Source organism: Aestuariivivens sp. NBU2969, from assembly GCF_019931125.1.
GTDB classification, from domain to species: Bacteria; Bacteroidota; Bacteroidia; order Flavobacteriales; family Flavobacteriaceae; genus Aestuariivivens; species Aestuariivivens marinum.
Window position 1 is genome coordinate 67270 of record NZ_JAIOUU010000007.1, and the last position, 16445, is coordinate 83714.

The following is a 16445-nucleotide window of genomic DNA, read 5'->3' on the forward strand; positions in this document are numbered from 1 at the left end:
ACTTACAATATGCTATTTCAGATTAAATACTTACTTTTTGTTTCTCTTTTATTTTTATCCTGCGATATGGGCAAATTGAACCTTATTGCAAGTTTAAACAATGATCTAGATGAAGCTTCTGCTATTGAAACTTTAAACAGCTCTCATTTACTCTGGACTATTGAAGACGCTGGAAATAAAAACAACGTATATGGCATCGATTTAAATGGGAATATTGTTAAGGACATAGACATCGATAATGCTGAAAATGAAGATTGGGAAGATCTAACTTCAGATCATTTGGGTAACCTATACATTGGTGATTTTGGAAATAATAATAAAAAACGTGACCGTTTTACCATTTACAAAATAAATGATGTAGCTAATCTAAATGATGAAACACAAGCCGAAATGATTCATTTTAAATTACCAAAAGGAATAAAGTCTAAAGATTTTGAGGCCTTCTTTTTATATGAAAACGACTTTTACATTTTTAGCAAGGAAAACAAAAGGTGCATCCTTTTAAAAGTACCCAACAGTATTGGAGAACATTCGGCTAAATTGGTAAGTGATTTCAACTTAGATGGCAAACACCACAAAATTACTTCGGCTGCAGTTAGTCCAGATGGAAAAACCATTGTTCTTTTAAATCACGACAAACTTTGGAAGATTACCAACTTTAATTCAACCAATTTTTTAAAAGGCTCTATTGAAGAACTGAAATTCGATCACAATTCACAAAAAGAAGGCATCTGTTTTAAAGATAACAACGCTGTTTATATTACCGATGAACGCAACCATAGCGAAGGTGGAAATCTTTATACTTTTGATTTGAATTAAAAATTCATTCCAAAACCAAATGAAAACCGCAAACCTTCTACACTATTAAAGAAATTAAACGTCCCTGACAGGGTATCTGCTGCGGTTACCCAAAAACCGCCACCATAATCGTTGTGCCACTTATCTGAAAAATCACCCTTAAGCCATACCCTACCTATATCTCCTCCTGTAAAGATTCCTATTTGTAACGGTAGTGTTTTGGTCTTAAACTGAGGAAAACTAAATCGCAAATCGGCACTCCCAACTAAGGCATTCTTACCTGTAAAACGTTCTGTTCTAAATCCTCGCAAACCATTATTCCCCCCGATGTTTGCAGCTTGGTAAAAAACCAGATCATCACCAACTCGCAATTGAGTTCTTACATCAGTTTTTAAAACTAGGGTTTTATTGGTATTGATTGAATTATAAAACCCAAGATTTGAATTTAAATAGCCATAGGTGTTTTTTGTGTCTTCAAATTCAGTTTTTCCTCCTACTTGAAACATAAATGTCATGGCTTTTTTAGGATTTGCCTTGTTATCATAACTGACATAGTTATACTGTGCTTCCAAGCCTCCGAAAAAACGTCTCTCATAAAAATTTACATTTGGTAACGACATAAATTCTTCAGTGATAAACCGACCTTGAGTATCATCAATCTTTATACCTTCAAAAATAACCCCTAACCCATAGTCACTACCAAAATTTCCTTTTTTTACCATACCTACCTTAGCAGCCATAATGCTAGTTTTAACACGGTTATAGTCTAAATCCAGAACATCATCATTGTTTTGGGTTTCATTACCATACCCAAAGAAGTTGTTTGTAAAATTTTCCGTTGTAAATTTTCCACCAATACTTAAGTTCCAATCGTTCATAATATTGGCTATTTCACCATTATATTCTAATGAAAACCCTTTAGTAGCGAAATAATACCCCCCCTTGAAGTGATGTTGTTGGGAAAATGGATTTCTTTGAAACCCATTGGTGGTTTTGGTAAACGAAACACCTAACAGAAAACCATCATCTGGATTAAAACCTAACGCTGGAGCAATGACGCTATTCTTAACTATATTTTTACTAAAATCGAATAAATTAAGTTTATATACATCGGTAAACCTAATTCGTGCACCATTATTTTCTTCAACTGTATTCTTTTTACTTTCGTGGTCGTATATTTTAACCCGTCTACCATTTTTAATTCTATAGGTATCATTTTCTTGACCACCAATAAGTCTAATAAATATTGGATTGTTGGCTTTACCATTTACTTTAAAAATATCTTTATCGTCCAAACCATAAATCCAAATTTCTTTAGTAACATCTTTATTAAATACCTTATCAACAATTACTTCGGCTTTTTTATCATCAATTATACGTGATATTTTCACATGTGTTTCCTTATCGGCCTGTCGAGTTATCTCAATAAAATCATCTTTATCTGTACCTGTTAGAATCACCAGCTCATTTAAATAATTATAATAACGTTCAGCTATATCCAAAATATTACCCCTACGCTCAATTAATAATTGCTTGATTTCATCTAAAGCCTCTCCTTGAACCTCAACCGGAATTTTTTTAAAGGCTCTTTCTATAACCTCATTAGTAACATTTTCCTGTAAAAATTTTGCTTGCTGCAACCAAGTTTCCTTATCAGCCTGTCGTATTAAAACACGATCCAATTTTATTCCGGCCGAGTTCATCCATTCTATATTTTTAAGCTCCCCATCATATACCTGAAGTTGCTTAGTTGAACCTGATATCCCACGCATTATATCCAAAATCGCTCCATCAAAATTCGCAAAGACCTGGTCTCTATCCCTAGGTATAGGCTTGTAATATTTATCACCATTAGCTTTATTGAACTGTGCCCAACGCCACTGGTCTTGATGTCTGTCCCAATCGCCCACCAACATATCAAACAACCTAGCCCTTACAAAGGCGTTTTCATCTATTTTATGTTTTTCATCATCTCTAATTTTTTCAATAATATCATGTGTACTTTCAATATCATCGGCATATCCAAAATTTCGTTCATCAGCATAATTTTCCTCAGGCCGCTCTTCAATCATATATAATTCACCACCATATTTCCTATTATAATCTCCTAGATATTTATGTTTTGGAATAAAAAACAACTTAGGATTAGTGTGATATACTTCAGCTGCCTCTGAAAGGTCTGGCATAACCATAAACGCGTACGGATGTGCTGCTGTGTAAAAATCCATAATTAGTTTTTCTATAGCAGTTTTTTCAAAGTCATGTTCTATATAAGTGTCTTTAAAGACTACCGCTTGCAAATATTGTGTTGCACTTTTACGAAGGGCACGCATATTGAGTTCTCGACCATCTTTTGTTTTTAAGCGCATAGATCTTGTTTGATGACCACCACCTTCCCTAACTATTTCCAAACCACCATAAAGAGTGTCTAAAGTAGCTACTTTAGCTTTTATTTTTTTACTGTATATACTCCTATAATGATCACCCCAAATTGATTCATAAAACCCTGAAACATCTGTCTCTCTTTCACTGTAGATAGACACTTCCACTTCTTGTGGAAAAACATCAGGTAGATGGGATACGTCATAATGCTCTCTAGGAGCTATTACCTCTTTTTGAAATAGTAGTTTTGGTTGACCATTTTCAGCTCCAAAATATTGCACCAAACTACTTCCGTCCCTAAAGAGTTTAAGTTCAACAAAGCCTTGCTTTCCATATGTAAAAAGACCATTTTTACTAAGTTCAGCGGCCGACTCCTTAGCTCCTGACCCAGAAACTATTTGTTTTATATTTTCATTTTCTATGTATTGAAGCGTGTGTTCATGTCCCGACACAAAAATAATATTGTCCTCGTCCAAAGTCATCGCCTCAAGACGACTCATCAACTCATTATATCGTTCGTTATATCGATCTTGAATAGACACACCTCCTTGATTCCTCAACTGGGTTATTAATGAAGCTAAACCTGGTAATGGTATTTTTTTTTGAGTTGGATATAAATGTTTGGACAAAGGATATTTCCCACCATGTATCCCATTGGTGTACATAGGATGGTGCATAGCAAAAATAATGGTTTTATGTTGAGCCTTTTTTATTTCACCTTCAACCTCTTCGAAAAACCGTTCACGTGTTTTAATCTCACACTTATCGTTTATTGTAGGATGCCTATCCCAATTTTCTAAATACCATTGAGTATCTATTATGATGAGTTCAATATCATCACTAACATTAACAGTTTCTAAAGGGCACCCATGTTTGGGTAAAAAAGCATCATCTCCAATAAGATCCTCCACAAATTCCTCTTCCCTCTTAAGCCCTTTAACACCATCCGAATACCAATCATGGTTGCCTGGAATAAATATAGTATTCCCTTTAAAACCTTTTAATGACCTTGCTTGTGCTTGAAGGGCGTTTTCTGCTTCGGCTCGTCCTTTTTTATTTTTTTTTGGAAGACCATGTGGATAAATGTTATCCCCTAAAAAAAGAACATAATCCCTTTCTGTATTCTTATTTTGAATGTACTGATTAAATGCGGATAAAGCAAAAGACATACCTCCCATAGGTGAAAGTCCTGCATCTCCAATTAAATAAAATGTCCTTTCAACTTCTTTTTCCGGGTAAGTGTCATTTTTATCTGTTTCCTCTTTATATTGCGCTTTATAAGTTGCACAAGCATGTAAACATAAAATGACTAAAGATGCCCATAAGATTTTAAAATAATGTCCCATAAAAAAATGTTTAATTCCATGGCAAACTCAATTACCAAATAAAAGGTAAACACACCAATAAAATACTTGGTATCAACAAATGTTTAAAACAAACTAGCCTAAGATACTTAATTACCATTAATATTTTATTACGACCTCAATTAAATTAAACGTTTTTAATTATTCTTGGGACTTTAGCTTGTCTTTATGAAGTTGTTTGAATTTAGCCAACTTAGGTAAAATTACAAAACTGCAATACCCCTGTGACTGATTATTTCTATAATAGTCTTGATGATAATCTTCTGCCTCATAAAAAACGCCAAGAGGTGTAATTTCAGTAACAATTGGATGATCATAATATCCTGAAATCTTTTCAACTACACTTTGAGCTGCTTTTTTTTGAACCTCATTATGGTAAAAAATTACCGACCTATATTGTGTTCCTCTGTCGGCTCCTTGTTGGTTTAAGGTTGTAGGGTCGTGTGTGGTCATAAAAACCGTCAATATTTCCTCATAAGAAATCATCTGTGGATCAAAAGTTATCTGAACTACCTCAGCATGACCTGTTAAACCTGAACACACTTCTCTATAAGTTGGATGTCCAGGTACATTCCCACCAGAATATCCAGAAACCACCTTGACAACTCCTTTAACTTCTTGATAGATAGCTTCTGTGCACCAAAAGCAACCACCACCAACCGTTGCCAATTGTAAATTATCATTCTTCATTGAAAAATTCTTTAACTAGTTTGATGGATTCTGAATTCACACAATAACGTAGTCCACTTGGTTCTGGCCCATCCGAAAATACATGTCCTAAATGGGCATTACAAGTATTACACATCACTTCAACCCGTACCATCCCATAAGAGGTATCCTTTTCATACTTAATGGCATTAATCTTGATAGGTTGTGTAAAACTAGGCCATCCAGTACCTGAGCTAAACTTTATGCTGGAATCGAATAATGGCGCATTACAGCAAACACAAATGTATTTACCTTCATCGTAAGCATTACAAAGCTTCCCACTATGCGCATGTTCAGTCCCTTTTTCACGGGTAATCCTAAATTGTTCAGGTGTTAAAATCTTTTGCCATTCTTCGTCTGTCTTAAATATTTTATCCTCAGGCTCTGGATTGCCATTAACAGTGAAACTAACAATATCTTTCCAAGTTAACATAAATTCTATTATCGTTTTTAGAGATTTATAGGTCATGTTCTAAAAATGCTTTTTTTAGTTTAAAAAAACTTTTATTTAAAGCATATTAATATATTCAATTTTTAGTACTTTGTAAGCATAAATCTATCTGTTTTATGTCGAAATTAATTGAGAAAACTGAAAAATTTGTGTTCAATTTATTTAAAAATGAATTGGACCAGACTTTTATATACCATAACCATACCCATACCGAACGTGTACTAAAAAGTGTTCGAGAAATTATTGAGAATAGCAACATTGAAGATGAAGACGCAAAAGTACTGGAGCTTGCAGCATTATTGCATGACACTGGTTATACAGTAACTAGAGAAGGTCACGAAGAGGAAAGTGTAAAAATTGCTACAAAGTTTTTAAAGGACAATGATGTTGATGAAAAAACTATTGGATACGTTAACAAATGTATTATGGCCACTAAGTTTAAAGATTCACCCAGTACAGAGCTAGGTAAAATTATTCGTGACGCTGACGCTTCCCACTTCGGCAAAAAATATTTTGGGGAAGCCAGTGAGTTTTTACGCAAGGAATTGGAAATACAGGGTATAGCAAATTATACCCCCGCTGAATGGTTAGACAATAACATTAATGTATTGACGCAAAAGCATGAGTTCTATACAGATTATGCTCTAAAAAATTGGCAACCTAGAAAAGAAAAGAACTTAGCTAAGCTTATAAAAACTAAGAAGAAAAGAAGAAAAAAATTAAAAACTGAACAATTAAAAGCTAAATATAAAGCACAATACAAAAATGAGAGCCCCGAAAGAGGCATTCAAACATTTTACCGTGTTGCCCTTAGAAACCATATAAAGCTTAGTGATATTGCAGATACAAAAGCAAACATTTTGCTATCTGTAAATGCTATTATCATTTCTTTAGTTATGGCTAATCTAATCTCTAAGTTAGACACCAACGCTTACCTGCTATATCCAACAGCCATTTTTACCCTATCTTGTGTTGTATCGATGGTTCTTTCCATAATAGCAACAAGACCAAACATTACCGGTGGTGAATTTACTAAAGAGGATGTCGCCAATAAGGAAGTAAACCTCACTTTTTTTGGAAACTTTCATAAAATGAAATTGAAAGAATTTGAATGGGCTATTGGAGAGCTTTTAAAGGATAAAGATTATGTATACAAATCCCTAACGAAAGATCTCTATTTTTTAGGTAAAGTATTGGAAAGAAAATATAGGATTTTAAGACTAACCTATACCATTTTTATGATAGGCATGATAGTGTCTGTACTCGCTTTTGGGTGGGCATTAAAAACTAACGATGCAGATTTAGAGGATGTGCTTCCAACGGAAACACATGCAGGACCAATATTAAAACCTTCTATGTTTAACGAAACCGATTACGTTTTAAGTTCTTTCATTAAGTCATCATAGGTATAAAAGGCTTTATCATTTTCTTTACCATGATAAAGAATACCAACACGTATTGCCCTTAACCCTGTAACGCCTTGAAGATTTTCCAATTCAAGTATTTCTACATTTTCATCCAAAACCTTTTTACTTTGCAAAAATGAAATATATTGTAAATACTCTAACTCGTCTTCTTTTTGGGAAAATACAATAGTCATCTTTCCATTTTGTGTAATACGTTCTTCGGTACCTTTTACAAAGGCTTTATCTACACGCTTTTTCACAACTTCATACCTTGCATTATAAGTACCATCAACATCGAATTGTTTTTCATCCATTCTAAAACGGATGGATAGTGGTTGATTAAAAACCAATATCATCGAAGCCACATCCAAGGTCAATGGATACAAATGCTGGTTATTGTAGTATTCGTTTTCCATTTCACACATCACTTGTAACTGCCACAATCTTAAATTATAAAGATAAACAGGATTAAAGCTATCCTGTTTGGTAATAGCCTCACCAATATACATGTTATGCTCAACACCATCAGTTTTATAACGCTCAAAATAATGAGGGTGCATGGCTTGGGCTTCTTCCTGTTTTTCATCCAATAAAGACGACATGTTCTTATTAATAAGCATGATAGTGTCGTCATAGTTTTTACGATAATAGTAAATGAGGTTAATATCAGAATCTACTTTACTAAAATAATCTTCAATATCTTCTTTTAAATTCTTATTCTTCTCTAGTTGAAACTTTAACAAAGGCTCTATTTCTTTTCTTAAGAAAGCTACAATGTTTTGCTCACTGTCTACTTTAAAATCGGTCTTTAAACTTTTTTCAAATTGCTTAATACGAAACAACAGTTGTTCATAAATAGGCAGATTTTCCAAAACCATAATTTTTTCAACTATTTTCTCCAATAAAGACAGTTGCAATAACAAGTCCTTTTGTGTTGCTAGATTCCTAGCATTGGATGACCCCTTTACGTCCATTTGACCGAATAATGGGTAAATATTATCAAAAACAATGCTTTTAAACGAAACATTTACTCCCTGCTTTTGCTTATCTCTTAAAAATTGTTTTGCTGCATCGACAAACTTCCAGTACACACTGGGATGAATAGAGGTACATTCTTGTTGTATTATCGCCTCTATTAAATTTTCTTCCTCTCGTTTAGAACGCTCAATCCCGGAAATGATATAAGGCATTACGTCAACCAACTTGTTGGCATTAATGCTATTGAGCATTCGCGGTGTTTTGGATATAATCTCTAAAACACCCATCAACCCTGACTCGTTGGCTATAGGAGCAAGAATAACACTTTTTATACCTTGTTTATAAAATGCCTTTATATGGTGAGGAGCTTTTCCCTTAAGTTTTTTGTAAAGACCAGAAACGTCAGAAATTGAGAAATACTTTCGTTTATTAATGATTTTATTATACGACTGTTGGCACAACACTGCTTCACAAGTCGCCCGTGCTTCATCAACCAACAAGTAACTTTTTAATCCAACCCCTGGAGCCTGTTCAAAATTATTGTCGGCCTGATTATATATGGCAAACCCCAAATACAAATCCTTAATTCCAAAAAGCGACCTAAAAACTTCCTGAAAATCATCCATGAAATTGTCACAATCTTCTTGACCTTCCCCAATTAGATTGGATTTTATATTGGAAATGGATTGATCATCGGTAACATCAAAAATATTGGAAATAACAAACCCCTTAAATATATAACTGTTTGGCGGAAATTTTTCTTTCCATAAGTCAATATTCTCAAAATTATCCAACAGTTCATCGTAATCTTCTTCAGTTACTTTTTTTGTACCTGCCTTCGGAACAACTTCACAAAAATCGGCATTATATAAAATTTTATAATATCTCGTTACGCCATTTTTATCAGGGATTTCGTAATGAAACGGACGTTTAAAATTCAAATCATAATCATATAATGCATTTAAAATTACAGAACAGGCCATAATATACATATCGTCTTGCGGCATACTCTTAACCTTTAATTCAAAATCATTTCCTGCCGCTTTGATAATATCCTTAAACCGTTGGGAAGCATTGAATATTAAATCATGGAATGGTAGTGATGCTGTTTTAATTTCATTTTTAGTAAGCAAAGGGCTAAACAAATCTTGCAGAATAACGCCTATCTCTTTTTTACGTTTTAACAAAATTTCGGAATCGTTAAACCCATTCCTTAACTCTGGAAACTGATCTGCCATTTTTAAAACACGCTTAGCATTAGCCGAGATGAATTGATCGTCACTATCAACTAAAACTTCATAATGTCTTAAAAGCTTTTCAAAACTAAATTCAAGCTCAAATGGCGATAAAATATTATAATTAATGTTCATTATATTAACTCTACTATTTAACAAAGGTACTAATTTCGATTTTGTCGTTTTTTAATAAACTAACTAACACCAAAAAATTCCTGCTATGCAAAAAATTAAATACAATCTGTTTATTATAAATATTAAAAACTTTAAAGAACTTAAACCCTAACGTTCCTGTTAAATTGAGGCAAAAATAATATAACCTTTAGCCTTAATAATAGTAGTTCAAGGATAATAAGGAACCTAACTTTGATAAGTTTTTTTAAACTCCATTAAATTAAATCCTGTGTTAAAATTTACGATAAGAGGGTACATATTCTTCTGTACTATAATGTTGTTGTTAACTGTAAAGCTTTTGGCTTTTCAACTAATAGAACTACCTGCTACTCTAAAGTATAATTCTAACCCTATAGTAAGTAACTTAGCCGATTTTGATGGTGATGGCATAGATGACAGTATAGATTTGGATGACGACAATGATGGTATTCCAGATGCCATTGAATGTGGTGAAGTATATTGTGGTGAAAATATAATTAATGGTAGTTTTGAACAGCCAACAGTTAGCAGTGGTACGTGGATGCTCTTCCATGAAAACAATGTGCCAGGTTGGAAAACAACTGCATCAGACAAGCAAATTGAATTATGGAAAAGTGGGTTTTTGGGCGCACCATCAGCTGATGGTAACCAACATGCAGAATTGAACGCCAATCAAGTGGCCGCATTATACCAAGAACTTTGTATATCTGGAGGATCAAAAGTTCAGTGGGAAGTAAAACACAGAGGTAGGGACGGTGTTGATGTAGCGGAAGTAAAAATTGGGGCAGACTTAACATCAGCTACGGTTGTAGAAACCATGACAGATGGCACAGGATCTTGGGGAAGTTACTCTGGCACTTATGATGTTCCCGATGGACAAGATACTACTTTTTTCATATTTGAATCAAAAAGCACTTCTTCGGGAAGTACTTCTTCTGGAAATTTAATTGATGATATCATTATAACTATTTTATCAGAACCAATATGTACAACAGATTTTGATGGTGATGGAATCCCCAACAGCTTGGATTTAGATTCAGACAATGATGGCATTTATGATGTCGTTGAATCGGGCAATGGCCATTTAGACAGCAATAATGATGGAATTATTGATGATGCCGACATTAATTCTGGCACCAATGGTCTATTCAATGACATTGAAACCATTGTTGATAATGGTGTTATTACCTTTACGGTTTTAGATAGTGATAGCGATGGTGAAATTGATGCTTTGGAATTAGACAGTGATAACGATGGTTGTTTTGATGTTGTCGAAGCAGGCCATAACGATCCAGACAATAATGGTTTATTGGGTACCGACCCCGTAAACATAGATATTTATGGTATAGTAACTAGTGGCTCTGATGGCTATAACACTCCTTTAGATGGTGATGCTAATGACGTATCGGATTTTCAAGAAACAGGTAACAACTTATCTATTGTAAACCAACCAATAGAGCAAGTAAATTGCAAAGGAGAAATCAGTATTTTTGAAGTACTTCCGCAAGAACCAGATGTAACATCTTACCAATGGGAAGTCAATACAGGCAGTGGTTGGACTTCTGTCATTGATAATTCTAATTATAGTGGAAGCAACTCAAGCCAGCTGCAAATCACCAATACACCTCCAAACTTTACAGGCCATATTTATCGGGTCGTATTATCCCATTTAGCATTTTTATGTGATCCAGGCCTAGTATCAAACGAAGTAACACTTACCGTTTATGATACGCCTGAACCAACAGGAAATTCGATACAACAATTTTGTGATACAGACAAAGCCAGTATCGCAGATTTAATCGTTAGTGGTACAGATATACTTTGGTACGATGCTCCTAATGGAGGCAATCTTTTAAACACATCAAACATCTTGGTTAACAATACTGTATATTATGCATCACAAACCCTTAATAATTGTGAAAGCCAAACACGAATGGCCGTAACCGCAGAAGTTTACGAAACCATCGTGGCTTTACCCATTACAAACATACCTCCTATTGAAGTATGCGACACCGTAGAAAGTGGTAGTGACACCGATGGTATTGCCTCCTTCAATTTAAGAGAAAGAGAATCGCTCCTTTTAAACGGTAAAAATGCGGTAAATTATAATTTTAGATATTTTATCAATGATACCAGAACCAATGAAATTACCGGAATAAATGTATCGGCTTTTAATAATACATCAAATACACAAACTATTTTTGTGCGAATTGAAAATGTGGGGCGCATAGATTGTTATACGGATGTAGAGTTTGAAATAAAGGTAAACCCCAAACCGGTTATAAATACCGTAGTACAACTTACGCAATGTGACGACGACCTTGACGGCAAAGCTCCTTTTAACCTCACTGAAGCCAATCAACTTATTTCAATCAACCATTTGGACGAAACCTTCATCTATTATACAAATGCAGCCGATGCAGAGGTAGGGGGAGCCACAGGGAGGATTACCAATAATACCCAATCCCCAAATCCAGAGACCCAATTTGTCAATCCAATAGCTTTTAGTGGCAGTAGTGTGTTTGCAAGAGTTGAAACCTCTAATTTTTGTCACAGGGTAGCCGAGGTGCAACTATTGGTAGGTGCGTCTAATATTCCTTCAGACTTTCTTTTGGAATATTTTGAATGTGACACTGAAGTGGATGACAATGATGACACGAATGGCATTACAAACTTTAATTTTAGTGATGCTGAACAACAAATTGAAGCGATGTTTTCAAATAACGTTCAAGTTACATTTTATACTAGTCTAGAAGATGCCCAGGCCGAAATCAATGCCATTTCCAATATTAGTAATCATAGAAACGATTATACAAATAACAACTTCCCGAACACCCAAAATATCTATGTACGCGTAGATAGTGAAATAGTGAACGCTTGTGAAGGCTTAGGACACCATATTACCCTACATGTAAAATCCTTACCAGAAACACAGAGCATAACCGATTATCCTTTGTGTAGTGAGACAAATACTGCTACTTTTGATTTAGGGATTAAAGATACTGAAGCTATTGGCTCACAAACTAACCCCATCTTGGTAACTTATCACGAAACCCTAACCGAGGCTCAAGACCCTATAGGATTTCCTGTTGGTTTACCTAAAACCAATTATCTTTCGAATTCCAGAACCATTTACGTTAGAACACTTTTTGACAATAACAATAATGGACAACCAGATACAGATGAATGTTTTAACACACATATGACTTTTGACCTAATTGTAGAACCAAATCCAATTATACTCCAACCAAACCCAATACACATTTGCAGTGAACAAATTGATACAGAATACGATTTAACGCTACGTGAAGACCAAATAACCAATAACGACATAAGTATACAACTAGAATATTATGACTCGGCAAATAATTTAATTAACAATCCAAAAGCGTACCTTAGTACTCAACCCAACAACACTGTTATAGTATTGGCTACTGGTACAAATGGCTGTACTAAATCTGTCTTCTTAGAATTGAAAACTACAATATATGCCAATATCAATAATATGCCAGATCCTATTGAGGAATGTGAGATTGACAACAATGGCTTTGATAATTTTGATGTTCGCCGTAGAGAGGCTGATATTCTAAATGGATTAGATCCTTCCAATTTTGAACCATTAACTTATTACGAATTGCAAACCGACGCCATAGAAGGCAACTCCAATTTCATACAAGACCCCTCAAATTTCACTAATACAATACAAGACACACAAACTATATTTGTAAGAGTAACCCCTATAGGTAGTGAATGTCACCAAATAGTTGAACTAACCTTAATTGTAAACCCAGTACCAGAGATAGACATTGAAGATGAATATGTTATTTGCTTGAACAACAATAATCAATCCATACCTCCACAATTATTAACAACATTACCCAATCCCCCCATAGACACACAATTGGATATATCAGATTATAGCTTTCAATGGTATAATGGTACAGAAGCAGATGCCATTGATAATCCGATAGACACACAAATAGTAGGTGCTACAGATTCGAGTTTTATCCCTGCCGAAGCTGGTCAATATACTGTAATAGCTACCAATAGAACAACAGGATGTACCATTCCGGCCACAACGGAAGTCACAGGTTCTTATCCACCAGAGAATATTGCTGTCGAACTAAGTTCTGATGCTTTTTCGGGAAACAACATCTTAAACATCACCGTTGTTGGAAATGGTAGCTACGAATACCGCCTAGACACAACCGATTGGCAATTAAATCCTAGATTTGAAAACGTAAGGGGTGGTGAACGTATTATTTACGCTAGAGATATTTATAATTGTAACGACATTTCGACTTTTCAAATCGTTTTGGATTATCCAAAATTTTTCACTCCTAATGGAGATGGAGTAAATGACATATGGAATATACGAGGTATTGACACCCAACCCAATGCAAAGATTTTCATATACGACCGCTACGGAAAACTTCTAAAGCAATTGACCCCAAAAAGTCTTGGATGGGATGGAACTTTCAACGGAAACCCCATGCCTACAAATGCATATTGGTTTACTATAGAATATAATGAGCCTAAAGACAACACAATAAGAGTATTTAAGGCACACTTTACACTAAAGCGATAAAGATTTTAGTATTTAAAACAATGTTGTTCGACTTAGAATAGTCGTTATTAGTCTAAAATAATTAAGGATAAAAATTAAATTAAAGATATTAGTATATGATTAAAAAACACCTCATATTAGTCCTTGTTTTCACTTTATTCTTTTCTTGTAAAAAAGATTATAAAACAACAAAAAAACTAGTTAAAGAAAAAAATAAAATTGATTATGTAGACCCCTTTATAGGAACCGGTGGTCATGGTCACACCTATCCTGGTGCCACAGTGCCTTTTGGCATGTTGCAGGTTACTCCAATTAATGGCATTAGTAAATGGGATTGGTGTTCGGGTTACCATCATTCTGACTCTATTGCCGTGGGCTTTAGTCATTTGGCACTTAGTGGTACTGGAATTGGAGATTTAGCCGACATCTTATTTATGCCCACCAATAAAGAGGTCGATTTATCTATGGCATCATCCTCACGAGATTCACTTCCATACAAATCCAAGTACAATCATAACAACGAAACCGCTACTCCCGGGTACTATCAATTGTTTTTGGAAGATCATGATGTAAATGTAGAATTAACTACCTCAAAACGAACTGCTTATCATAAATACACCTTTAAAAAAGACGATACACAATCGGTTGTAATTGATTTGGGGTTTGCAATTAACTGGGATACAGCCATTGAATCTGCTATTAATATAGAAAACGACCATACTATTTCTGGTTACCGTTTTAGTAAAGGTTGGGCTCGAAACCAAAAAGTGTTTTTTGTGGCGAAATTCTCAAAACCAATAACCAAACATCATATGTTTGTTGACGGAAACAAAAAGGGAGAACAAACTTCCGAAGGCACTAAAACTTCAACACAACTATTTTTTGATGCTAATAACACTCAAGAATTGTTGGTCAAAGTATCCTTATCGTCTGTTAATATTGCCAATGCAAAAGACAATATGCGAGACGGCGGTTTTGAATTCGATACAATTAAAAAAGAAGCTGAAGCAGATTGGGAAAAAGCTTTGTCTATAATCACTGTCGAAACACCTGTTGATTCATTAAAAACTATATTTTATACAGCTATGTACCACGCCCAAGTGGCACCGGTAACTTTTAGCGATAAAAATGGTGCATTTAGAAAAGAAAATGATTCCATTGTAATAGCAGAAGGTTATACAGCCTATTCAACCCTATCACTTTGGGACACTTTTCGGGCAGAGCATCCGCTTTTAACCTTAACTGCACCTGAAAAGGTTTCTGATATCATTAACTCTATGTTAGCATACTACGAAACCAAAAAGATTCTTCCGGTATGGACACTTTATGCGAACGAGACCAACACCATGACTGGTTACCATTCCATTCCGGTAATAGCTGAAGCCTATAAAAAAGGGATAAAAGGATTTGATGCCGAAAAAGCCTATGAAGCCATGAAAAATACTATGATGCAGGACGAACGTGGATTAAACCACTATAAGAAGCATGGCTATATTCCGTTTAGCTTATTGGATGAATCAGTAACCATCTCTTTGGAGTTTGCTTATGATGATTGGTGTGTGGCACAAATGGCCAAAGCATTAGGAAAGGACGATGATTATAACTTTTTCTTGAATAGATCAAAAGCATACAGACATTTATTTGACAAAGAAACAGGTTTTATGAGAGGAAAATCGGTGGATGGCAACTCATGGAACGAACCTTTTGACCCTAAACATTCTAACCATAGAGAGCACACGGACTATACCGAAGGTAATGCATGGCAGCATAGTTGGTTCGTCCCTCACGCTGTTGAAGATTTGGCACAGTTGCACGGTGGTAACGATATTTTTACCCAACGTTTAGAACAACTCTTTACAGAAAGTTCTGAAATTACAGGTGATAATATTTCAGCAGATATTTCGGGGCTTATTGGTCAATATGCCCACGGAAATGAACCCAGCCACCATATTGCCTACATGTTTAACCATGCCAATAAACCATGGCGCACGCAATATTGGGCAAGACAAATTATGGATACCCAGTACAACACCTCTCCTAACGGACTGAGCGGCAATGAGGATTGCGGACAAATGAGTGCATGGTATGCCTTAAGTTCTATTGGTTTGTATCCTATGAATCCAGCTTCAACCAAATACGAAATTGGTAGTCCTATTTTTGAAAAAGCAACTCTTAATCTTTTAGGAAAAAAAACATTTATTATCGAAGCTGAAGGTGTTTCAAATGAGAATATTTATATTCAATCGGCTACCTTAAATGGTGAAGATTTTAACCAAACCTCAATTTCACATCAACAAATTATAGAAGGAGGCAGACTTCATTTTGTAATGGGAAATACCCCAAATAAGAATTGGGGAGTTGATTGATGGATTATAAAATATCATTACTAACCAAGTGAAGTAA

8 protein-coding genes are annotated in these 16445 nt (G+C 34.9%); 4 read left to right on the top strand and 4 right to left on the bottom strand.

What is annotated here, in order from left to right:
- Positions 1–66: 66 nt before the first annotated feature.
- Entirely contained in the window at positions 67–819 is a 753-nt protein-coding gene (locus K7G79_RS07355; RefSeq protein ID WP_223550618.1) for an SdiA-regulated domain-containing protein, read from the top strand.
- Here K7G79_RS07355 and K7G79_RS07360 read toward each other — a convergent pair.
- The 3 genes from K7G79_RS07360 to msrB all read right to left on the bottom strand — a co-directional run bounded on the left by K7G79_RS07360 (position 816) and on the right by msrB (position 5685).
- On the bottom strand, positions 816–4526 hold the full coding sequence (locus tag K7G79_RS07360; protein ID WP_223550620.1) for a metallophosphoesterase: 3711 nt from the start codon (positions 4524–4526) through the stop codon (positions 816–818). The two genes, K7G79_RS07355 and K7G79_RS07360, sit on opposite strands and share 4 nt — an antisense overlap.
- Positions 4527–4685: 159 nt before the next feature.
- On the bottom strand, positions 4686–5234 hold the full coding sequence (gene msrA / locus K7G79_RS07365; protein ID WP_223550622.1) for a peptide-methionine (S)-S-oxide reductase MsrA: 549 nt from the start codon (positions 5232–5234) through the stop codon (positions 4686–4688).
- Positions 5224–5685 carry a peptide-methionine (R)-S-oxide reductase MsrB gene (msrB, locus tag K7G79_RS07370; RefSeq protein WP_223550694.1) on the bottom strand — a complete coding sequence of 154 codons (462 nt, stop codon included), beginning with the start codon at positions 5683–5685 and terminating at the stop codon, positions 5224–5226. Before msrB ends, msrA begins: the two co-directional genes overlap by 11 nt.
- Before the next feature lie 134 nt (positions 5686–5819).
- Between msrB and K7G79_RS07375 the strand changes: the two genes are divergently transcribed.
- Positions 5820–7109, top strand: coding sequence for a Pycsar system effector family protein (locus K7G79_RS07375; RefSeq protein WP_223550624.1), 1290 nt, complete (start codon positions 5820–5822; stop codon positions 7107–7109).
- Here K7G79_RS07375 and K7G79_RS07380 read toward each other — a convergent pair.
- On the bottom strand, positions 7076–9457 hold the full coding sequence (locus K7G79_RS07380; protein WP_223550626.1) for a GAF domain-containing protein: 2382 nt from the start codon (positions 9455–9457) through the stop codon (positions 7076–7078). The genes K7G79_RS07375 and K7G79_RS07380 overlap by 34 nt on opposite strands.
- A gap of 337 nt (positions 9458–9794) precedes the next feature.
- Here K7G79_RS07380 and K7G79_RS07385 point away from each other — a divergent pair, with 337 nt between their 5' ends.
- Together K7G79_RS07385 and K7G79_RS07390 are read left to right on the top strand one after the other, a co-directional pair.
- Positions 9795–14063, top strand: coding sequence for a T9SS type B sorting domain-containing protein (locus K7G79_RS07385; RefSeq protein ID WP_223550628.1), 4269 nt, complete (start codon positions 9795–9797; stop codon positions 14061–14063).
- Between the two features lie 95 nt (positions 14064–14158).
- Positions 14159–16408: a GH92 family glycosyl hydrolase gene (locus K7G79_RS07390; RefSeq protein WP_223550630.1), complete on the top strand. Its 2250-nt coding sequence runs from the start codon at positions 14159–14161 to the stop codon at positions 16406–16408.
- The last annotated feature ends 37 nt before the right edge of the window (positions 16409–16445 follow it).

Bases quoted from the DNA above. Each gene is read 5' to 3' on its own strand.
- K7G79_RS07380 (WP_223550626.1), bottom strand. From the start codon at position 9,457: ATGAACATTAATTATAATATTTTATCGCCATTTGAGCTTGAATTTAGT.
- K7G79_RS07390 (WP_223550630.1), top strand. From the start codon at position 14,159: ATGATTAAAAAACACCTCATATTAGTCCTTGTTTTCACTTTATTCTTT.
- msrA (WP_223550622.1), bottom strand. From the start codon at position 5,234: ATGAAGAATGATAATTTACAATTGGCAACGGTTGGTGGTGGTTGCTTT.
- K7G79_RS07360 (WP_223550620.1), bottom strand. From the start codon at position 4,526: ATGGGACATTATTTTAAAATCTTATGGGCATCTTTAGTCATTTTATGT.
- K7G79_RS07375 (WP_223550624.1), top strand. From the start codon at position 5,820: ATGTCGAAATTAATTGAGAAAACTGAAAAATTTGTGTTCAATTTATTT.
- msrB (WP_223550694.1), bottom strand. From the start codon at position 5,685: ATGTTAACTTGGAAAGATATTGTTAGTTTCACTGTTAATGGCAATCCA.
- K7G79_RS07355 (WP_223550618.1), top strand. From the start codon at position 67: ATGGGCAAATTGAACCTTATTGCAAGTTTAAACAATGATCTAGATGAA.